13 protein-coding genes are annotated in these 13,399 nt (G+C 73.3%); 7 read left to right on the top strand and 6 right to left on the bottom strand.

Annotated features, from left to right (window positions below; all coding sequences use genetic code 11):
• The first annotated feature begins 78 nt into the window (after positions 1-78).
• From ACSNOK_RS22245 to moeZ, 4 genes are all read left to right on the top strand, one after another.
• Positions 79-252 (top strand): hypothetical protein, encoded by a 174-nt coding sequence (locus ACSNOK_RS22245; RefSeq protein ID WP_436782505.1) that lies wholly within the window; start codon positions 79-81, stop codon positions 250-252.
• Positions 249-1,163 carry an NAD-dependent epimerase/dehydratase family protein gene (locus ACSNOK_RS22240; RefSeq protein ID WP_436782504.1) on the top strand — a complete coding sequence of 305 codons (915 nt, stop codon included), beginning with the start codon at positions 249-251 and terminating at the stop codon, positions 1,161-1,163. The genes ACSNOK_RS22245 and ACSNOK_RS22240 overlap by 4 nt, the downstream gene beginning before the upstream one ends.
• On the top strand, positions 1,151-1,906 hold the full coding sequence (locus ACSNOK_RS22235) for a spherulation-specific family 4 protein (RefSeq protein ID WP_436782503.1): 756 nt from the start codon (positions 1,151-1,153) through the stop codon (positions 1,904-1,906). Before ACSNOK_RS22240 ends, ACSNOK_RS22235 begins: the two co-directional genes overlap by 13 nt.
• A gap of 84 nt (positions 1,907-1,990) precedes the next feature.
• Entirely contained in the window at positions 1,991-3,169 is a 1,179-nt protein-coding gene (moeZ, locus tag ACSNOK_RS22230) for an adenylyltransferase/sulfurtransferase MoeZ (RefSeq protein WP_436782502.1), read from the top strand.
• Positions 3,170-3,289: 120 nt separating this feature from the next.
• Here the strand turns inward: moeZ and ACSNOK_RS22225 are convergent, their stop codons facing one another.
• Complete coding sequence (locus ACSNOK_RS22225) at positions 3,290-4,318, bottom strand: hypothetical protein (RefSeq protein ID WP_436782501.1); 1,029 nt, start codon at positions 4,316-4,318, stop codon at positions 3,290-3,292.
• Positions 4,319-4,825: 507 nt separating this feature from the next.
• Between ACSNOK_RS22225 and ACSNOK_RS22220 the strand changes: the two genes are divergently transcribed.
• A complete protein-coding gene (locus ACSNOK_RS22220) occupies positions 4,826-5,368 on the top strand; it encodes a UTRA domain-containing protein (protein ID WP_436782500.1) in 543 nt (180 codons plus the stop codon).
• Between the two features lie 2 nt (positions 5,369-5,370).
• Positions 5,371-6,135, top strand: coding sequence for a GntR family transcriptional regulator (locus tag ACSNOK_RS22215; protein ID WP_436782499.1), 765 nt, complete (start codon positions 5,371-5,373; stop codon positions 6,133-6,135).
• Positions 6,136-6,207: 72 nt separating this feature from the next.
• Here the strand turns inward: ACSNOK_RS22215 and ACSNOK_RS22210 are convergent, their stop codons facing one another.
• A complete protein-coding gene (locus ACSNOK_RS22210) occupies positions 6,208-7,431 on the bottom strand; it encodes an MFS transporter (RefSeq protein ID WP_436782498.1) in 1,224 nt (407 codons plus the stop codon).
• Positions 7,432-7,559: 128 nt separating this feature from the next.
• Positions 7,560-7,985, bottom strand: a complete 426-nt coding sequence (locus ACSNOK_RS22205; RefSeq protein WP_436782507.1) for a carboxymuconolactone decarboxylase family protein — start codon at positions 7,983-7,985, stop codon at positions 7,560-7,562.
• 113 nt (positions 7,986-8,098) lie between these two features.
• Between ACSNOK_RS22205 and ACSNOK_RS22200 the strand changes: the two genes are divergently transcribed.
• Positions 8,099-9,508 carry a PLP-dependent aminotransferase family protein gene (locus ACSNOK_RS22200; protein ID WP_436782506.1) on the top strand — a complete coding sequence of 470 codons (1,410 nt, stop codon included), beginning with the start codon at positions 8,099-8,101 and terminating at the stop codon, positions 9,506-9,508.
• A gap of 132 nt (positions 9,509-9,640) precedes the next feature.
• On the opposite strand, the gene ACSNOK_RS22195 is transcribed toward ACSNOK_RS22200, so the two are convergent.
• The 3 genes from ACSNOK_RS22195 to ACSNOK_RS22185 all read right to left on the bottom strand — a co-directional run bounded on the left by ACSNOK_RS22195 (position 9,641) and on the right by ACSNOK_RS22185 (position 13,321).
• Positions 9,641-11,191 (bottom strand): alpha/beta hydrolase, encoded by a 1,551-nt coding sequence (locus ACSNOK_RS22195; protein WP_436782497.1) that lies wholly within the window; start codon positions 11,189-11,191, stop codon positions 9,641-9,643.
• Between the two features lie 118 nt (positions 11,192-11,309).
• On the bottom strand, positions 11,310-11,606 hold the full coding sequence (locus ACSNOK_RS22190; protein ID WP_436782496.1) for a hypothetical protein: 297 nt from the start codon (positions 11,604-11,606) through the stop codon (positions 11,310-11,312).
• Positions 11,607-11,764: 158 nt separating this feature from the next.
• Positions 11,765-13,321 (bottom strand): alpha/beta hydrolase, encoded by a 1,557-nt coding sequence (locus tag ACSNOK_RS22185; protein ID WP_436782495.1) that lies wholly within the window; start codon positions 13,319-13,321, stop codon positions 11,765-11,767.
• Positions 13,322-13,399: the final 78 nt, after the last annotated feature.

Below are 13,399 nucleotides of genomic sequence, written 5' to 3'. Positions count from 1 at the left end.
CCTCCCTCAGGTCCCCGCGACCCCTCCGTCCCGGCGGTGCCGAGCCCCCCGCACATCCCCGTCAGAGGAGCACCCACCATGACCGTTGATCCCACTGGCCTCATCAGCCCGACGGGCTCGACCGACCCGATCGACTCGGCCGGCCTGTTCGACACCACCGGTCCGTCCGGCCCGATCAGTCCCACCGGCCCGGCCCCCGGAGCCGCCGTCACCACCGGCCGTCCCGGGCGAGCGCGAGGAGGAGACCGATGAGGGTCCTGTTGCTCGGCGCCAACGGCTACCTCGGCCGCTTCGTCGCCGACCGTCTGCTCGCCGACCCCGCCGTCCAGCTGACCGCCCTCGGCCGGGGCGACGACGCCGACGTCCGCTTCGACCTCGCCACCGGCAGCCCCGGCGCGCTCACCCGGTTCCTCAACGCCGTACACCCCGGCGTCGTCATCAACTGCGCGGGCGCCACCCGCGGCGGCGCCCGCGAGCTCACCCGGCACAACACCGTGGCCGTCGCCACCGTCTGCGAGTCGCTGCGCCGCAGCGGCTGCGGGGCGCGCCTCGTGCAGGTGGGCTGCTCCTCGGAGTACGGGCCCTCCCAGCCCGGCTCGTCCACCGCCGAGGACGCGGTGCCGCGCCCCGGCGGCCCGTACGGCGTCAGCAAGCTCGCCGCCACCGAACTCGTCCTGGGATCCGGCCTCGACGCGATCGTGCTGCGCGTCTTCTCACCCGTCGGGCCGGGTACCCCGGCCGGTTCGCCGCTGGGCCGCCTCGCCGAGGCCATGCGGCGGGCCATGCAGAACGGCGACAACGAGCTCAAGCTCACCGGCCTCGGCGTCCAGCGCGACTTCGTGGACGTCCGCGACATCGCGCGCGCCGTGCACGCGGCCTCCCTCTCCGCCGCCCAGGGCGCCGTCAACATCGGTACCGGCCGGGCCACCCGGCTGCGCGAGGCCGCCTCGCTGCTCGCCCGCGTGGCCGGCTTCGGGGGCGCGCTGCACGAGCTCGACGATCCCCACCTGGGCGCCACCCCCGTCTACCCGTACCCGGACGGCTGCGGGGCCTGGCAGCAGGCCGACGTCCGTACCGCCCGCGACCGGCTCGGCTGGCGGCCCCGGATCGGGCTGGAGGAGTCGCTGGCCGACATCTGGATGGAGGCCGCGTGTCGTATCTGATCTCGTCCGGCAACCGCAGGCCGCTCCCGGCGGCCAAGACGCCGCTGCGGCTCGGCGTCCCCGGGTTCGCCCACCCGCTCGTCGCACCCGTCGAGTGGGGCCGGCTGTGCCGCGCGGACCTCCCGCTCGAATGGACGGTCCTCGGCAGCGCGTCCGGCGGCCCGGGCACGCGCCCCGACCCGTATTGCACGGCCGCCGCGGCGCCGCTGCGCGAGGCTGGCGTCCGCGTCCTCGGCCACCTCGACGCCGGCTTCGGCGCCCGGCCGTTCGGTGAACTCCTCTCGGACGCGCAGCGGTTCCTCAACTGGTACAAGGTGGACGGCTTCGCCGTGGCCCGCTGCCCGGCCGACGCCGGCGCGCTCGCCGACGTCCGCCGCGTCACAGGCGCCCTGCGCACCCTCCACGACCGGGCGTACGTCGTCCTCCTCCACGGCAGCCACCCGGTCGCGGGATACGCGGCACTCGCCGACCAATTGGTGACGTTCACCGGCCCCTGGAACCGCTACCGCTGGTCACGTCCCGCCGACTGGACGGCCGACCACCCGCCCGGCCGCTTCTGCCACCTCGTGCACAGCGTCCCCCGCGCCCACCTGGAGGAAGCGCTCCTCATCACCCGCCGGCAGGGCGCCGGCACGGTCTACATGACCGACCGCACCGACCGCGACGGACTGGACCCCTGGGAGTCCATGCCCGGGTACTGGGACGAGTTCATCTCGAACATCGGACCGGGTGTCTCGGAATGAGCCGGGGCGTGGCAGGGTTGCAGAGGAAGTACAGAACGCTGCCTCTACGTTCCCCGCCCCCGTGGGGATGACCCTGGAGACCCCGTGTCGCTGCCACCCCTGGTCGAGCCGGCTTCCGAGCTCACCGTCGACGAGGTCCGTCGGTACTCGCGCCACCTGATCATCCCGGACGTCGGGATGGACGGGCAGAAGCGCCTGAAGAACGCCAAGGTGCTCTGCGTGGGCGCCGGCGGCCTCGGCTCGCCCGCCCTGATGTACCTGGCCGCCGCCGGTGTGGGCACGCTGGGCATCGTGGAGTTCGACGAGGTCGACGAGTCGAACCTGCAACGGCAGATCATCCACAGCCAGTCCGACATCGGCCGCTCGAAGGCGGAGTCCGCGCGGGACTCGGTGCTCGGCATCAACCCGTACGTGAACGTCGTCCTCCACCAGGAGCGCCTGGAGGCGGAGAACGTCAAGGAGATCTTCTCCCAGTACGACCTGATCGTCGACGGCACGGACAACTTCGCCACGCGCTACCTGGTCAACGACGCGTGCGTGCTCCTGAACAAGCCGTACGTCTGGGGCTCGATCTACCGCTTCGACGGCCAGGCATCCGTCTTCTGGAGCGAGCACGGCCCCTGCTACCGCTGCCTCTACCCCGAGCCCCCGCCGCCCGGCATGGTCCCCTCCTGCGCGGAGGGCGGCGTCCTCGGCGTGCTCTGCGCGTCGATCGGCTCCATCCAGGTCACCGAGGCGATCAAGCTGCTGGCCGGGATCGGCGACCCCCTGGTCGGCCGCCTGATGATCTACGACGCCCTGGAGATGTCGTACCGGCAGGTCAAGGTCCGCAAGGACCCCGACTGCGCGGTCTGCGGCGAGAACCCCACCGTCACCGAACTCATCGACTACGAGGCCTTCTGCGGCGTCGTCTCGGAGGAGGCCCAGGAGGCCGCCGCCGGCTCCACGATCACTCCCAAGCAGCTCAAGGAGTGGATCGACGACGGCGAGAACATCGACATCATCGACGTCCGCGAGCCCAACGAGTACGAGATCGTCTCCATCCCCGGCGCCCGCCTCGTCCCCAAGAACGAGTTCCTCATGGGCACCGCCCTCCAGGACCTCCCCCAGAACAAGCGCATCGTCTTGCATTGCAAGACGGGCGTCCGCTCTGCGGAAGTCCTCGCCGTCTTGAAGTCGGCCGGCTTCGCGGACGCGGTGCACGTGGGCGGCGGCGTCATCGGCTGGGTCAACCAGGTGGAGCCGCACAAGCCGGTGTACTGAGCGGGCGGGCGGGCTTTCGCGGGTGGCGTCGGGCGAGTGGCTGACGGACCGTCATCTCACCTGCGTGACGGAGCGGGACGGGGGGGAGCCCCCGCGCCCGCTCCGTCGCTCGTCACCAGGTTATGACGAGGTAGCCCTTGCCTCCGCGTCGCCCCGGCCGCCGGGTGCGCCTTCTCTGCCGTCACGGGCGTCGTCGGTGCCTCCCAGCCCGCCGCGGCCGCCGTAGCCCGCGGTGCCGCCGTATCCGACGCCCTTCGGCAGCGGGCCGCCGTCGGGGCGCTTGGTCTTCCCGGGCGCGGGCCCGGTGATGTCGATCCGCGCGTCCGAGGGCTCGGTGCGCTCCGCCGGGGTGAGGTTCAGCTTCCCTCCGGTGCCGGGCACGGTGTGGGCGTCGGTGTCCTTGAAGCGGGTCGCGCCCCCGTCGCCGCCCTTCCCGCCGCCCCAGCCGGCGTGGCCCTGCGCTCCGTCGACCCGGGTGCCCTCAAGGCACTTGCCCTGCCGGCTCTGTGGACTCGGGCCCCCGGGCAGGCCGCCTTGACCGCCGTGGCCGCTGTTCCCCCGGTCGCCGTTTTGCCCGCCTTGGCCGGGGCGCCCGCCGTGGCCCGGTTCCCCGCCCTCCGCCTCGGCGAGGTGGCGGCTGCCGCCGGACTCCATGAAGTAGGTGACGTTCTTGGCCCGGCCCGCGTCCGTACCGGCCTGGCCCGTGCGCCCGTAGAAGCCCAGACCGCCGCCGGCGCCCTCGGCGCCGGGGCGCCCGGCGGGGCCCGGCGTTCCGGCGGCCGCGCGGTACGTCTTCGAGGGGTCCACGGTGAGCTTGCAGACGACGTAGGGCCCGCCGCTTCCCTGGCCGCCCGCGCCTCCGCCGCCCTTCCCCCGTGTCGGGACGTTCTTGGTCACCAGGGGGCCGGCGCCGCCCCCGCCTCCTCCGCCGCCGGCGGACCCTCCCGGGCCCCACAGGTAGACCGTGGCCGTGGTGACCCCGGCAGGAGGTCTCCAGCCGCTCACATCGGTGACGACCTTCTCGCGGGGGGCCGGCGCCGCCGCGCCACCGGCTTCCGGCAGGGCCGCCACCGGCCCGGTCACGCCCACGGGCGCCGCCACGAGCAGCGCCCAACGGCGGGTCGTGTCACTTCTGTTGCGGTTCTTCACGCGCGTCCTTGTCCTCGTAGCGGTCGGGAGCGGGGGAGGCCGGGAGCGGCGGGTGGCGGAGCGTGGTGCCCGCCGGCGGCCGAGCCTCCGGGGGCGTACCGACGGGCCTCGGAGCCGCGCCGGTCCTCGCTCGGTCGGCAATGTCGCCCGGCCTGCCGGGACCAGAACTGCCGACACGGCGGGAGGCGGTCAACAAGCCCGCTATCAGCGCGTACGGCCGCCGTTCGCACGCCCGTCCGCGTAGGCGCGCGGCGTCCACGCCCGCCCCGGCGCTCCGGGCGTCACCCGGAGCGCCAGGGCCGGTCTCAAACCCGAGCCCGGTCCCTCGTCTTGGGTATCGCGAGGATTCGGGGCACGGCGTGGCGCTTTTAGCGAGGCGCGGCTCCCTCGGCGCCGTGTGGTGCGCGCGCAGGCGCATCCGCTTCGGGTTCCGTGAGGCGGCGACGCTCGCGGTTGGTCGCGCCGAATCTCGCGCTACCTTGGGGCTCTTCGGAGAGGGGTGAGACGGTGTCCGCGCAGCGTTGGGAGAGCGAGTCCGCGAGATACCTGGTTCCGCGAGGGCACGGGCGGCCCGACGCGTGGGCCGAGGAGGCCGCCGAGCGGAAGGGCCGGGGTGGGCAGCGGCTGCTGGAGGCCGGGGTCGTCACGCCGTCCGGCGATGTGGCCCGGGCACTCGAACTCGCCGACGGGGAAAGCGCGGTGCTCCGGCGCCGGCTCGTGCTGCTCGACGACGCGCCCGTCGAGATCGTCACATCCCACTACCCGGGCCGCATCGCGGAGGGCACCCCGCTGGCCGGGCCCGGGAAGATCCCCGGCGGCGCCGTCACCTTCCTGGCCGAGCTGGGGTACCTGGCGAAGAAGGTGGAGGAGGGGGTCGGTTGCAGGATGCCCACAGCCGACGAACGTGCCCTCCTCCGTCTCGGCGAGCACGAGCCCGTGCTGGTCGTGTCGCGGCTCGTACTCGCCGACGGCGACGTTCCGACGGAAGTGTGCGAGATGGTGATGAACGCGCGGAACCGAACGGTGCGTTACCGGATGCGGATCGGCTGAACATGACGCGCTGGAAGGACCCGCGTCCCGCCCATCAGCAGATTGCGGCCCGTATCAGGGACCAGATCATGTCCGGGCGCCTGGAGCCCGCGAGCAAGCTGCCCTCCACGCAGCAGCTCATGGACGAGTACGGCGTGGTCGGCACGACGGTGCAGAAGGCGTTGCGGTTGCTCAAGGCCGAGGGCATCGTCGTCGGCCGGCCCGGCAAGGGCGTCTTCGTCCGCGAGGAGCCGAACCACGTCATCGAGCCCGCGTCCTCCATGCCGCCTTCCGCTCCCGGCGCGCCCTACTGGTGGACCCGGCACGCGGCCGCGCGGGAGCGCACGGGGACGAACCGGATCTTGGAGGTGTCGGACGTCCCGGCGCCCGACGACGTCGCGGCCGCCCTGGAGCTGCCGCGCGGCGCGCGGACCGTGCTCCGCAAGCGCCTCATGCTGCTCGACGACGAACCGGCCGAACTCGTGCACTCGTACTACCCGGCGGACCTCGCGCGGGGCACCCGTCTCGCCGACCGGCGCCGCATCCCCGGAGGCAGCCCCACGCTGCTTACCGAAATCGGGGTCCCGCCGGGCGAGTTCGTCGACCGGGTGTCCGTCCGGCCGCCCACCTCCGAGGAGTTCGTCGCTCTCGAACTCCCCGGTGAGGTGCCCGTCCTGCGGATCTTCCGCGTCGTCCGCTCCGATCACGGGCGGCCGATCGAGGTGACGGTCATGGTCAAAGCGGGGCACCTGTACGAGCTGGAGTACCGGCTGCCGGTGGCGGAGTGACGGCGACTGGCGGCGTGGCGGGGGCGTACATCCTCGTGGCGTATCCCTCGGCTCCCTCGGCGAGCGGAACGGCTAGGCCCCGGCCCTGCGTTTAGCGGCCGCCCGTCCGGTGATCGGGTCTCTCGGCCACGGTCCCGTCGGCAGGGCGAGGAGTGCGAGCCCGCAGCCGAGCCACAGCACGCTGGTGAGGGGCAGCGACTCGACGGCCAGCCCGCCGAGCAGGGCGCCCAGGGCGATGGAGACGTTGAACGCGGAGACGTAGAGCGCCGACACGGCTTCCGTCGCCTGGGGCCGGACGTCGAGGATCCAGGTCTGGAGTGTCACCGGGACCGCGCCGTAGCCGAGTCCCCACAGGACGAGGGCTCCCGTGGACAGTGCGGTGTCTGCGGAGGCCAGGGCGAACAGGCCCATGGCCGTGGCCAGGAGTGCGGCCATGGCGCCGATGGTCTGCCGCAGACGTCTCGCGATCAGGGCGCCGGCGGCGAAGTTGCCGCAGATGCCGGCGATGCCGAAGACGAGCAGGAGCAGGCTGGTGCCGCTGTCGCCGACGCCGCGCTCGTGCAGCAGGGGGCGGACGAACGTGTAGGCGATGAAGTGGCCCGTGACGATCAGGAACGTCAGGGCGATGCCCACCCGGACACCGGAGTCGGTGGTGAAAGCCCTCGGCAGGTCACCGAGCCTGAGGGTGCGCTCCGGCGGCAGGTCCGGCAGCAGGCGGACCATGCAGACGAGAGCCAGCAGGCCCAGCAGGCCGACGGCCGCGAACGCGGTGCGCCAGCCGGCGAGGTCGCCGAGGAACGTGCCGGTGGGCACACCGAGGACGGAGGCGGTCTCCACGCCTCCGAAAATCAGGGCGGTCGCCCGGGGGACCTGGTGCTCCGGGACGAGCCGCAGGGCGATGCCTCCGGCGATCGACCAGAAGCCGCCCACGCTGATACCGATCAGGAAGCGGGCGGCGAGGACGAGGGCGAAGTCGGTGGCGAACGCGGACGCGAGGTTCGCCGCTCCCACGAGCCCGACGAGAAGGACCAGCACCAGACGGCGGTCGAAACGGCCGGTCGCCACGGTGACCAGGGGCGCCGAGACCGCGGCGACCAGCCCCGGGACGGTCACCATGAGCCCGGCCGTGCCCGCGGACACCTCCAGGTCGCTGCCCACCGGGGTGAGCAGCCCCACGGGAAGCAGCTCGGAGGTCATCAACGAGAAGATGCCCAGCGCCACGGCGAGGACGGCGAGCCATCCCTTGAGCGGTGAACGCTCCCCCGCGCCGGGCGGATTGTCGACGGTGGAGGTCATGACGGTGTCGGCCGTCCTTTCTGGGGTGGGAGCGGGGCCGGGCGGACACGCCACGGGCGGTGGCCGGCCTCGCGGCGGCCACCGCCCGTGGTGAGGAAGGGGAGCCGGAGGGGCGTCCGGCGGAAGGGTTACTCGGTTCCCGGGGTCTTGCGGGTGGTGACGTTCATCCGGTTCCAGACGTTGACCGTGAAAATGAGCGCGATGAGCTGGGCCAGCTCCTGCTCCTCGAAGTGCCGGGCGGCCTCCTCGTACACGGCGTCCGGGACCCCGTCGGGCAGCCGGGTGATCGCCTCGGTCAGGGCGAGGGCGGCGCGCTCCTTGGCCGTGTAGAGGCTGGACTCCTCCCAGCCGGAGAGCTGGTAGATGCGGCTCTCGCTCTCGCCCGCCTTGCGGGCGTCACCCGTGTGGTACTCGATGCAGTACGTGCACCGGTTGATCTGCGACGCGCGGATCTGGACGAGTTCGAGCAGCACCGGGTCGAGGCCCTGGCGGGCGGCGGCGTCCAGGGCGAGGACGGCTTTGTAGACCTTGGGAGCGACGGTGCCGAAGTTCATGCGCTGGGGAATCGTGACTGCTGTCATGCCCTGAACACTAGGTGCGGATTAGCCCATCGGTATGGTGCATTCTTGTGGCGAATCACTGGGGCAATGCGGTCGTGTCGGGGACGGTGCCCGCGTCGGGGTCGGCGTCCGCGTCGGGGGCAGGGGCCGACTTCCATCTGGAGCTCACCGGAGAAGGCACCCTGCGCGAGCAGGTGATGCGCGCCATCCGTGACGCCATCGGCTCCGGCCGCCTGGCGCCCGGCGCCCGGCTGCCTCCGTACCGGAGCCTCGCGAGGGATCTCGGCATCGCCCTCAACACCGTCGGGGAGGCGTACGGCGAACTGGTCGCGGAGGGCTGGCTCACGGCACGCCAAGGGTCGGGTACGTACGTCGCCCGGCGCAGCACGCCGTTGCCGCCGGACCGCTCGCGGCGGTCGGCCCCGCGGTTCCGCCGGCCCGCCTACGACCTGATGCCGACCTCGCCGGACGCCGCCGCGTTCCCCCGGGCGGCCTGGCAGACCTCGGCCCGGCGCGCGCTGAACGCGGCGCCCAACGAGGCGTTCGGCGTGGGCGACCCGCAGGGCCGTATCGAACTGCGCGTCGCGCTCACGGAGTACCTGGCCAGGGCCCGGGGTGTGCGCACCGCACCGCACCGGATCATCGTCTGCGCGGGATTCGCGCACGCCCTGAGCATGCTCGGCCGTGTGCTCCAAGGTGAGGTGGCGGTCGAGTCGTACGGACTGGACTTCCACCGGTCACTGCTGGCCGAGGCCGGGCGGCGTACCGTCCCGCTGACCGTGGACGGGCAGGGAGCCGTGATCGACGAACTGCCGGCGACGGGCGCGCGGGCGGTGCTGCTCACCCCCGCCCACCAGTTCCCCACCGGGGGACCGCTGCATCCCGCACGCAGAGCCGCCGTGATCGACTGGGCCCGGGCCCACGGAGGGCTGGTGATCGAGGACGACTACGACGGCGAGTTCCGCTACGACCGCCAACCGGTCGGTGCCGTGCAGGGACTGGACCCCGACCGCGTCGTGTACGTCGGGTCGGTCGGCAAGAGTCTCTCGCCGGCGCTGCGCATCGGCTGGATGGCCGTGCCGGATCACCTGGTGGACGACATCCTCGCGGTCAAGGGATCCCGCGAACTGTGGACCGGGGTCCCCGACCAGCTCACCCTCGCCGACTTCGTCGGCTGTGGCGCCTACGACCGGCACCTGCGCCGGATGCGGCTGACGTACCGGCGCCGCCGCGACCGGCTCGTCGCCGTCCTGAGGGCGAAGGCCCCCCACATCGGGATCGCCGGCATCGCCGCCGGGCTGCACGCCGTGCTCGATCTTCCGCCCGGCACCGAACCGGCAGCGGTCCGAGCGGCCTCCCGCCAGGGCCTCGCCCTCGCCGGCCTCGCTCCCTACCGCCACCCCGACAGCGGCATGCCGCCGCGGGACGGCCTCGTCATCGGCTACGGCACGCCGCCCGATCACGCCTTCGAGGGCGCCTTGGAGGCCCTGTGCCTCGCCCTGCCGGATCCGGAGTGATCCCGAACAGCTGGAAAGAGTCGAGCGGTTCGGAGCGGAGGTCTCCGGAGCGGGGGTCCGTTCCTCCCGCGCGGGGCACCCGCCAGGCGCCCGCCCGAAGCCGGGCGCGTCACCCCCGGAGCCGGCCGTGTCCTAGGAGCATGTCGTGCCCTCCTTCGGCACCCTCCCCTCCAGCAGGTAGGCGTCGACCAGGCGCGTCATGCAGGCGTTGCCGCTGTTGTACGCGCCGTGGCCCTCGCCGCGGTAGGTGACGTTGACGCCGACGCCCTTGCCGAGGCGTTCGGTCATGGCGCGGGCGCCCTCGTAGGGGGTGGCGGGGTCGCCGGTGTTGCCGATGACGACGATGGGGGCCGAGCCGTCAGCGTGGACGTCAGGGGTCTTCCAGGTGCCCTTGACGGGCCAGTCGGTGCACTGGAGGAGGGCCCAGGCGGCGGATTCGCCGAAGACCGGGGAGGCGGTGCGGAAGGCCGGGAGGTGGGAGGTGATGTCGTCGGCGGTGTAGCGCTGTTGGGCGTCGGCGCAGGTGACGGCGCGGTTGGCGGCCTGGAGGTTGCTGTACCGGCCGTCGGGGGAGCGGCCCGCCAGGGAGTCGGAGAGGAGCTGGAGGGTGGTGCCGGTGCCCTTTTCGGTGGCCTCGCGGAGGCCGGCGGTGAGGTATTTCCAGGTGTCCTCGGCGTAGAGGGCGGCGGCGATGCCGTTCACCGCCTGGTCCTGGGTGAGGGGGCGGCCCTTCCGCGCGGTGGGCAGGGGATGGGCGTCGAGGCGCTTCAAGAGCGTGGTGACGCTCTCCTGGGTGGGGCAGGAGCTGGCCGCGGCGCCCTTGGCGCAGCCCTTGAGGTAGTCGCCGAGGGCCAGTTGGAAGCCCTTGGCCTGGGCCTGGGCGCCCTCGACGGGATCCTGCGAGGGGTCCACGACGGCGTCGAGGACGGCACGGCCGACGCGCTGGGGAAACAAGTGGGCGTAGACACCGCCCAGTTCCGTACCGTACGAGATGCCGAAGTAGTGCAGCTTGTCGTCGCCCAGGGCGGCGCGCAGCCGGTCCAGGTCGCGGGCGGCGTCGGTGGTGCCCACGTGCGGGAGGACCTTGCCCGAATTGCGGTCGCAGGCCTGGACGTAGCGCTTGTTCTGGGCGAGGGCCGCGGTGAGCTCGGCCGCGTCGTCGGGCGTCGCGTCCGTCGCCTCGGCGGCGTCCAGCTCACGGTCGCCGAGGCAGCGGACGCCCGCGCTCTCGCCGACCCCGCGCGGGTCGAAGCTCACCAGGTCGTACCGGGCGTGCAGCCCGGCGTAGCTCTTGGCCAGCTCGGGGAGCGTCGCCACCCCGGAGCCGCCCGGACCGCCGAAGTTGAAGACGAGCGAGCCGATGCGGTGCTCGGTGTCCGTGGCCCGGGACCGGATCAGGGCGAGCCCGATCGTCGGGCCGTCCGGTTTCGCGTAGTCCAGCGGTACGGGCAGGGTCGTGCACTCCCAGCCCTTGCCGGGGGCCTTGCCGCCGCCCTGGATCGCCGTGGGCGCGGCGCAGGGCTTCCAGCCGCGTGCGGAGACGCCGCGGCTCGCCCCGTCCTTTCCGCTGTCGCCGTCGCGCCCGGACCCGCCCCCGTCACCGGCGCCGCAGCCGGCGGCGGCGAGGACGAGCGCGAGGGCGGCGCCTGCGAGGGCGAGGGCCCTCGGCCGTGATGGACTCATGCCACGACTGTACGGCCGGGGTCGGACGGCGCGGGCCGGAACACCCCCGGTCTCCGGGGCTTCTCAGGGGCGTTCCAGGGTCGTCTCGGGGGCGCGTCCCACCCGTACTCCGCGCGCCTCACGGTCTGCGCGGCGCGACCTCGGGGGGGATGGCGCGCACCGGACGCTCGGACCCGGGCCCGTACCCCGTCCGGAAATCGTCGGGAGCCGGCGCCGACGCGTCGCCCGAGGGCCGCGGCGTCGACGGGGTCGGCGGTACGGGGTTGCCGTCCGGCCCGACCAGGGGCGCGGACTGTGTCTGCCAGAGCGCCACCAGCGCGGCCAGTAACGCCGTGACGGCCAGGGCGCCGGTGAACCGCCGCGCGTGCCGGCCGGGCTCCGGATCCGGCGCTGGCCCCGAGGGCTCGTCCCGCATGCCACCCCTCCTCTCGCCCGTGGACGGCCGGCCCGTGCGGGCGGCCGTGCCGCCCCCTCGGCGCAGGGCCCCCGCGACCCGTGTGCGGGCGATGGTAGTGCGGGCCACTGACATTCGAGAGAGCGGAATTCGCCGTACGGTGTGATCTGCTATGGGTGCTATGAGCACACCGTGCCGCGCCCCGGCACAGTACCGTCCAGGAGATAGGCGTCGACGGCCTTCTTGACACAGGAATTGCCGCTGTCGTAGGCCCCGTGGCCCTGCCCCCGGTACGTCATCTCGACGCCGACCCCGTCGCCCAGCGCTCGCGCCATCCTCCGCGCTCCCTCGTAAGGGGTGGCCGGGTCACCGGTGTTGCCGACCACGAGGATGGGTGCCGCGCCCTTGGCGGTCACGTCGGGCGTCCGCCACTCGCCCTTCACCGGCCAGCCGGTGCACTGCGTCAACCCCCAGGCCATGAACGGGCCGAACACCGGGGACGCCTTCCGGAACCGGGGCACCTGTTCGGCGATCTCGGCGGCCGTGTAGCGCTGGGAGAAGTCCGCGCAGGTGATCGCCGTCAGCGAGGCCTGGAGTGAGCTGTAATGCCCGTCCTGGCCGCGGCCGTTCATGGCGTCGCCGAGCGCCATCAAAATCTTCCCGTCGCCGTTCTCGGCGTCCTCCAGGCCCTCGGTGAGGTAGTCCCAGAACTCCTTGGAGTACAGCGACTGGGCGATGCCGGTGGTCGCGAGCGACTGGGTGAGCCGCCGCCCCTCCCCGCCGGGCACCGGATGCTCGCCGAGCCGGTCCAGGAGGGACACGATCTGCTTCTCGGTAGGGCAGTTGTCGTGCGTCGCGGCGCACGCGGTGAGGTAGTTGCCGAGGGCGAGCTCGAAGCCCCGGGCCTGGGCCAGCGCGCTCTCCACGGGGTCGGTCGTGGGGTCGACGACGGCGTCGAACAGGGCCCGTCCCACCTTCTTCGGGAACAAGTGGGCGTACACCCCGCCCAGTTCGGTGCCGTACGAGACGCCGAAGTAGTGCAGCTTGTCGTCCCCCAGGGCCTGACGCATCAGGTCCATGTCCCGGGCGGCGTTGGCCGTCCCCACGTACGGGAGGACCTTCGCGGAGTGCCGCCGGCACCCCTCCGCGTACTTCTCCACCCGCTCGACCAGGGCCTTCTGCTCGTCGATGGTGCGCGGCGTCGAACCGGCCGCGTAGTACGCGTCGAGCTCCTTGTCGTCCAGGCACGTCACCCCGCCGCTGCGGCCCACTCCGCGCGGGTCGAAGCTCACCAGGTCGTAACGGCGGCGCAGGTCCCGGTAGTCCTCGGCGAAGGCCGGCAGGGTGGCCACACCGGAGCCGCCCGGGCCGCCGAAGTTGAAGACCAGGGAACCGATGCGGTGGGCGGGGTCCGTGGCCCGGGCCCGGATCAGCGCGATGCCCAGGGTGTCGCCGTCCGGGTGCGCGTGGTCGAGGGGCACGCGCAGGGTCGCGCACTCCCACTCGTCCCCCGGGGCCCGGGCCGGAACGCCCTCCTTGCTGCTCGGCGCAGGGCAGGACTTCCACTGCAAGGAGGGGCGGGGCGGCGCGGCCGAGCCGGGCGCGCCCTGCGCGGCGGCACCCTTGTCCCCGCCGGTGCACCCCGCCGCGGCCAGCATTCCGGCGGCGAGCAGGCACCCGGCCCGTACGCGTCTGGACACCGCTGCTCCCGGGGTCGGAGGGACGGACGCGTTCATCCTCCGGGCGGGCGACGGGGATGCGCGCGCAGTGCGGGGCGTACGGGTGGAAACGGGGGCGCGCGGGCGGCGGGGTGC

It is taken from the genome of Streptomyces sp. URMC 126 (assembly GCF_051386555.1).
GTDB lineage: Bacteria > Actinomycetota > Actinomycetes > Streptomycetales > Streptomycetaceae > Streptomyces.
The sequence above is the reverse complement of the archived record's forward strand: the minus strand, read 5'-3'. Positions and strand labels throughout refer to the sequence as shown.

Excerpts from the sequence above, each read along its gene's own strand:
- ACSNOK_RS22245 (WP_436782505.1), top strand. The coding sequence starts at position 79 with ATGACCGTTGATCCCACTGGCCTCATCAGCCCGACGGGCTCGACCGAC.
- ACSNOK_RS22240 (WP_436782504.1), top strand. The coding sequence starts at position 249 with ATGAGGGTCCTGTTGCTCGGCGCCAACGGCTACCTCGGCCGCTTCGTC.
- ACSNOK_RS22215 (WP_436782499.1), top strand. The coding sequence starts at position 5,371 with ATGACGCGCTGGAAGGACCCGCGTCCCGCCCATCAGCAGATTGCGGCC.
- ACSNOK_RS22210 (WP_436782498.1), bottom strand. The coding sequence starts at position 7,431 with ATGACCTCCACCGTCGACAATCCGCCCGGCGCGGGGGAGCGTTCACCG.
- ACSNOK_RS22205 (WP_436782507.1), bottom strand. The coding sequence starts at position 7,985 with ATGAACTTCGGCACCGTCGCTCCCAAGGTCTACAAAGCCGTCCTCGCC.
- ACSNOK_RS22195 (WP_436782497.1), bottom strand. The coding sequence starts at position 11,191 with ATGAGTCCATCACGGCCGAGGGCCCTCGCCCTCGCAGGCGCCGCCCTC.
- ACSNOK_RS22190 (WP_436782496.1), bottom strand. The coding sequence starts at position 11,606 with ATGCGGGACGAGCCCTCGGGGCCAGCGCCGGATCCGGAGCCCGGCCGG.
- ACSNOK_RS22185 (WP_436782495.1), bottom strand. The coding sequence starts at position 13,321 with ATGAACGCGTCCGTCCCTCCGACCCCGGGAGCAGCGGTGTCCAGACGC.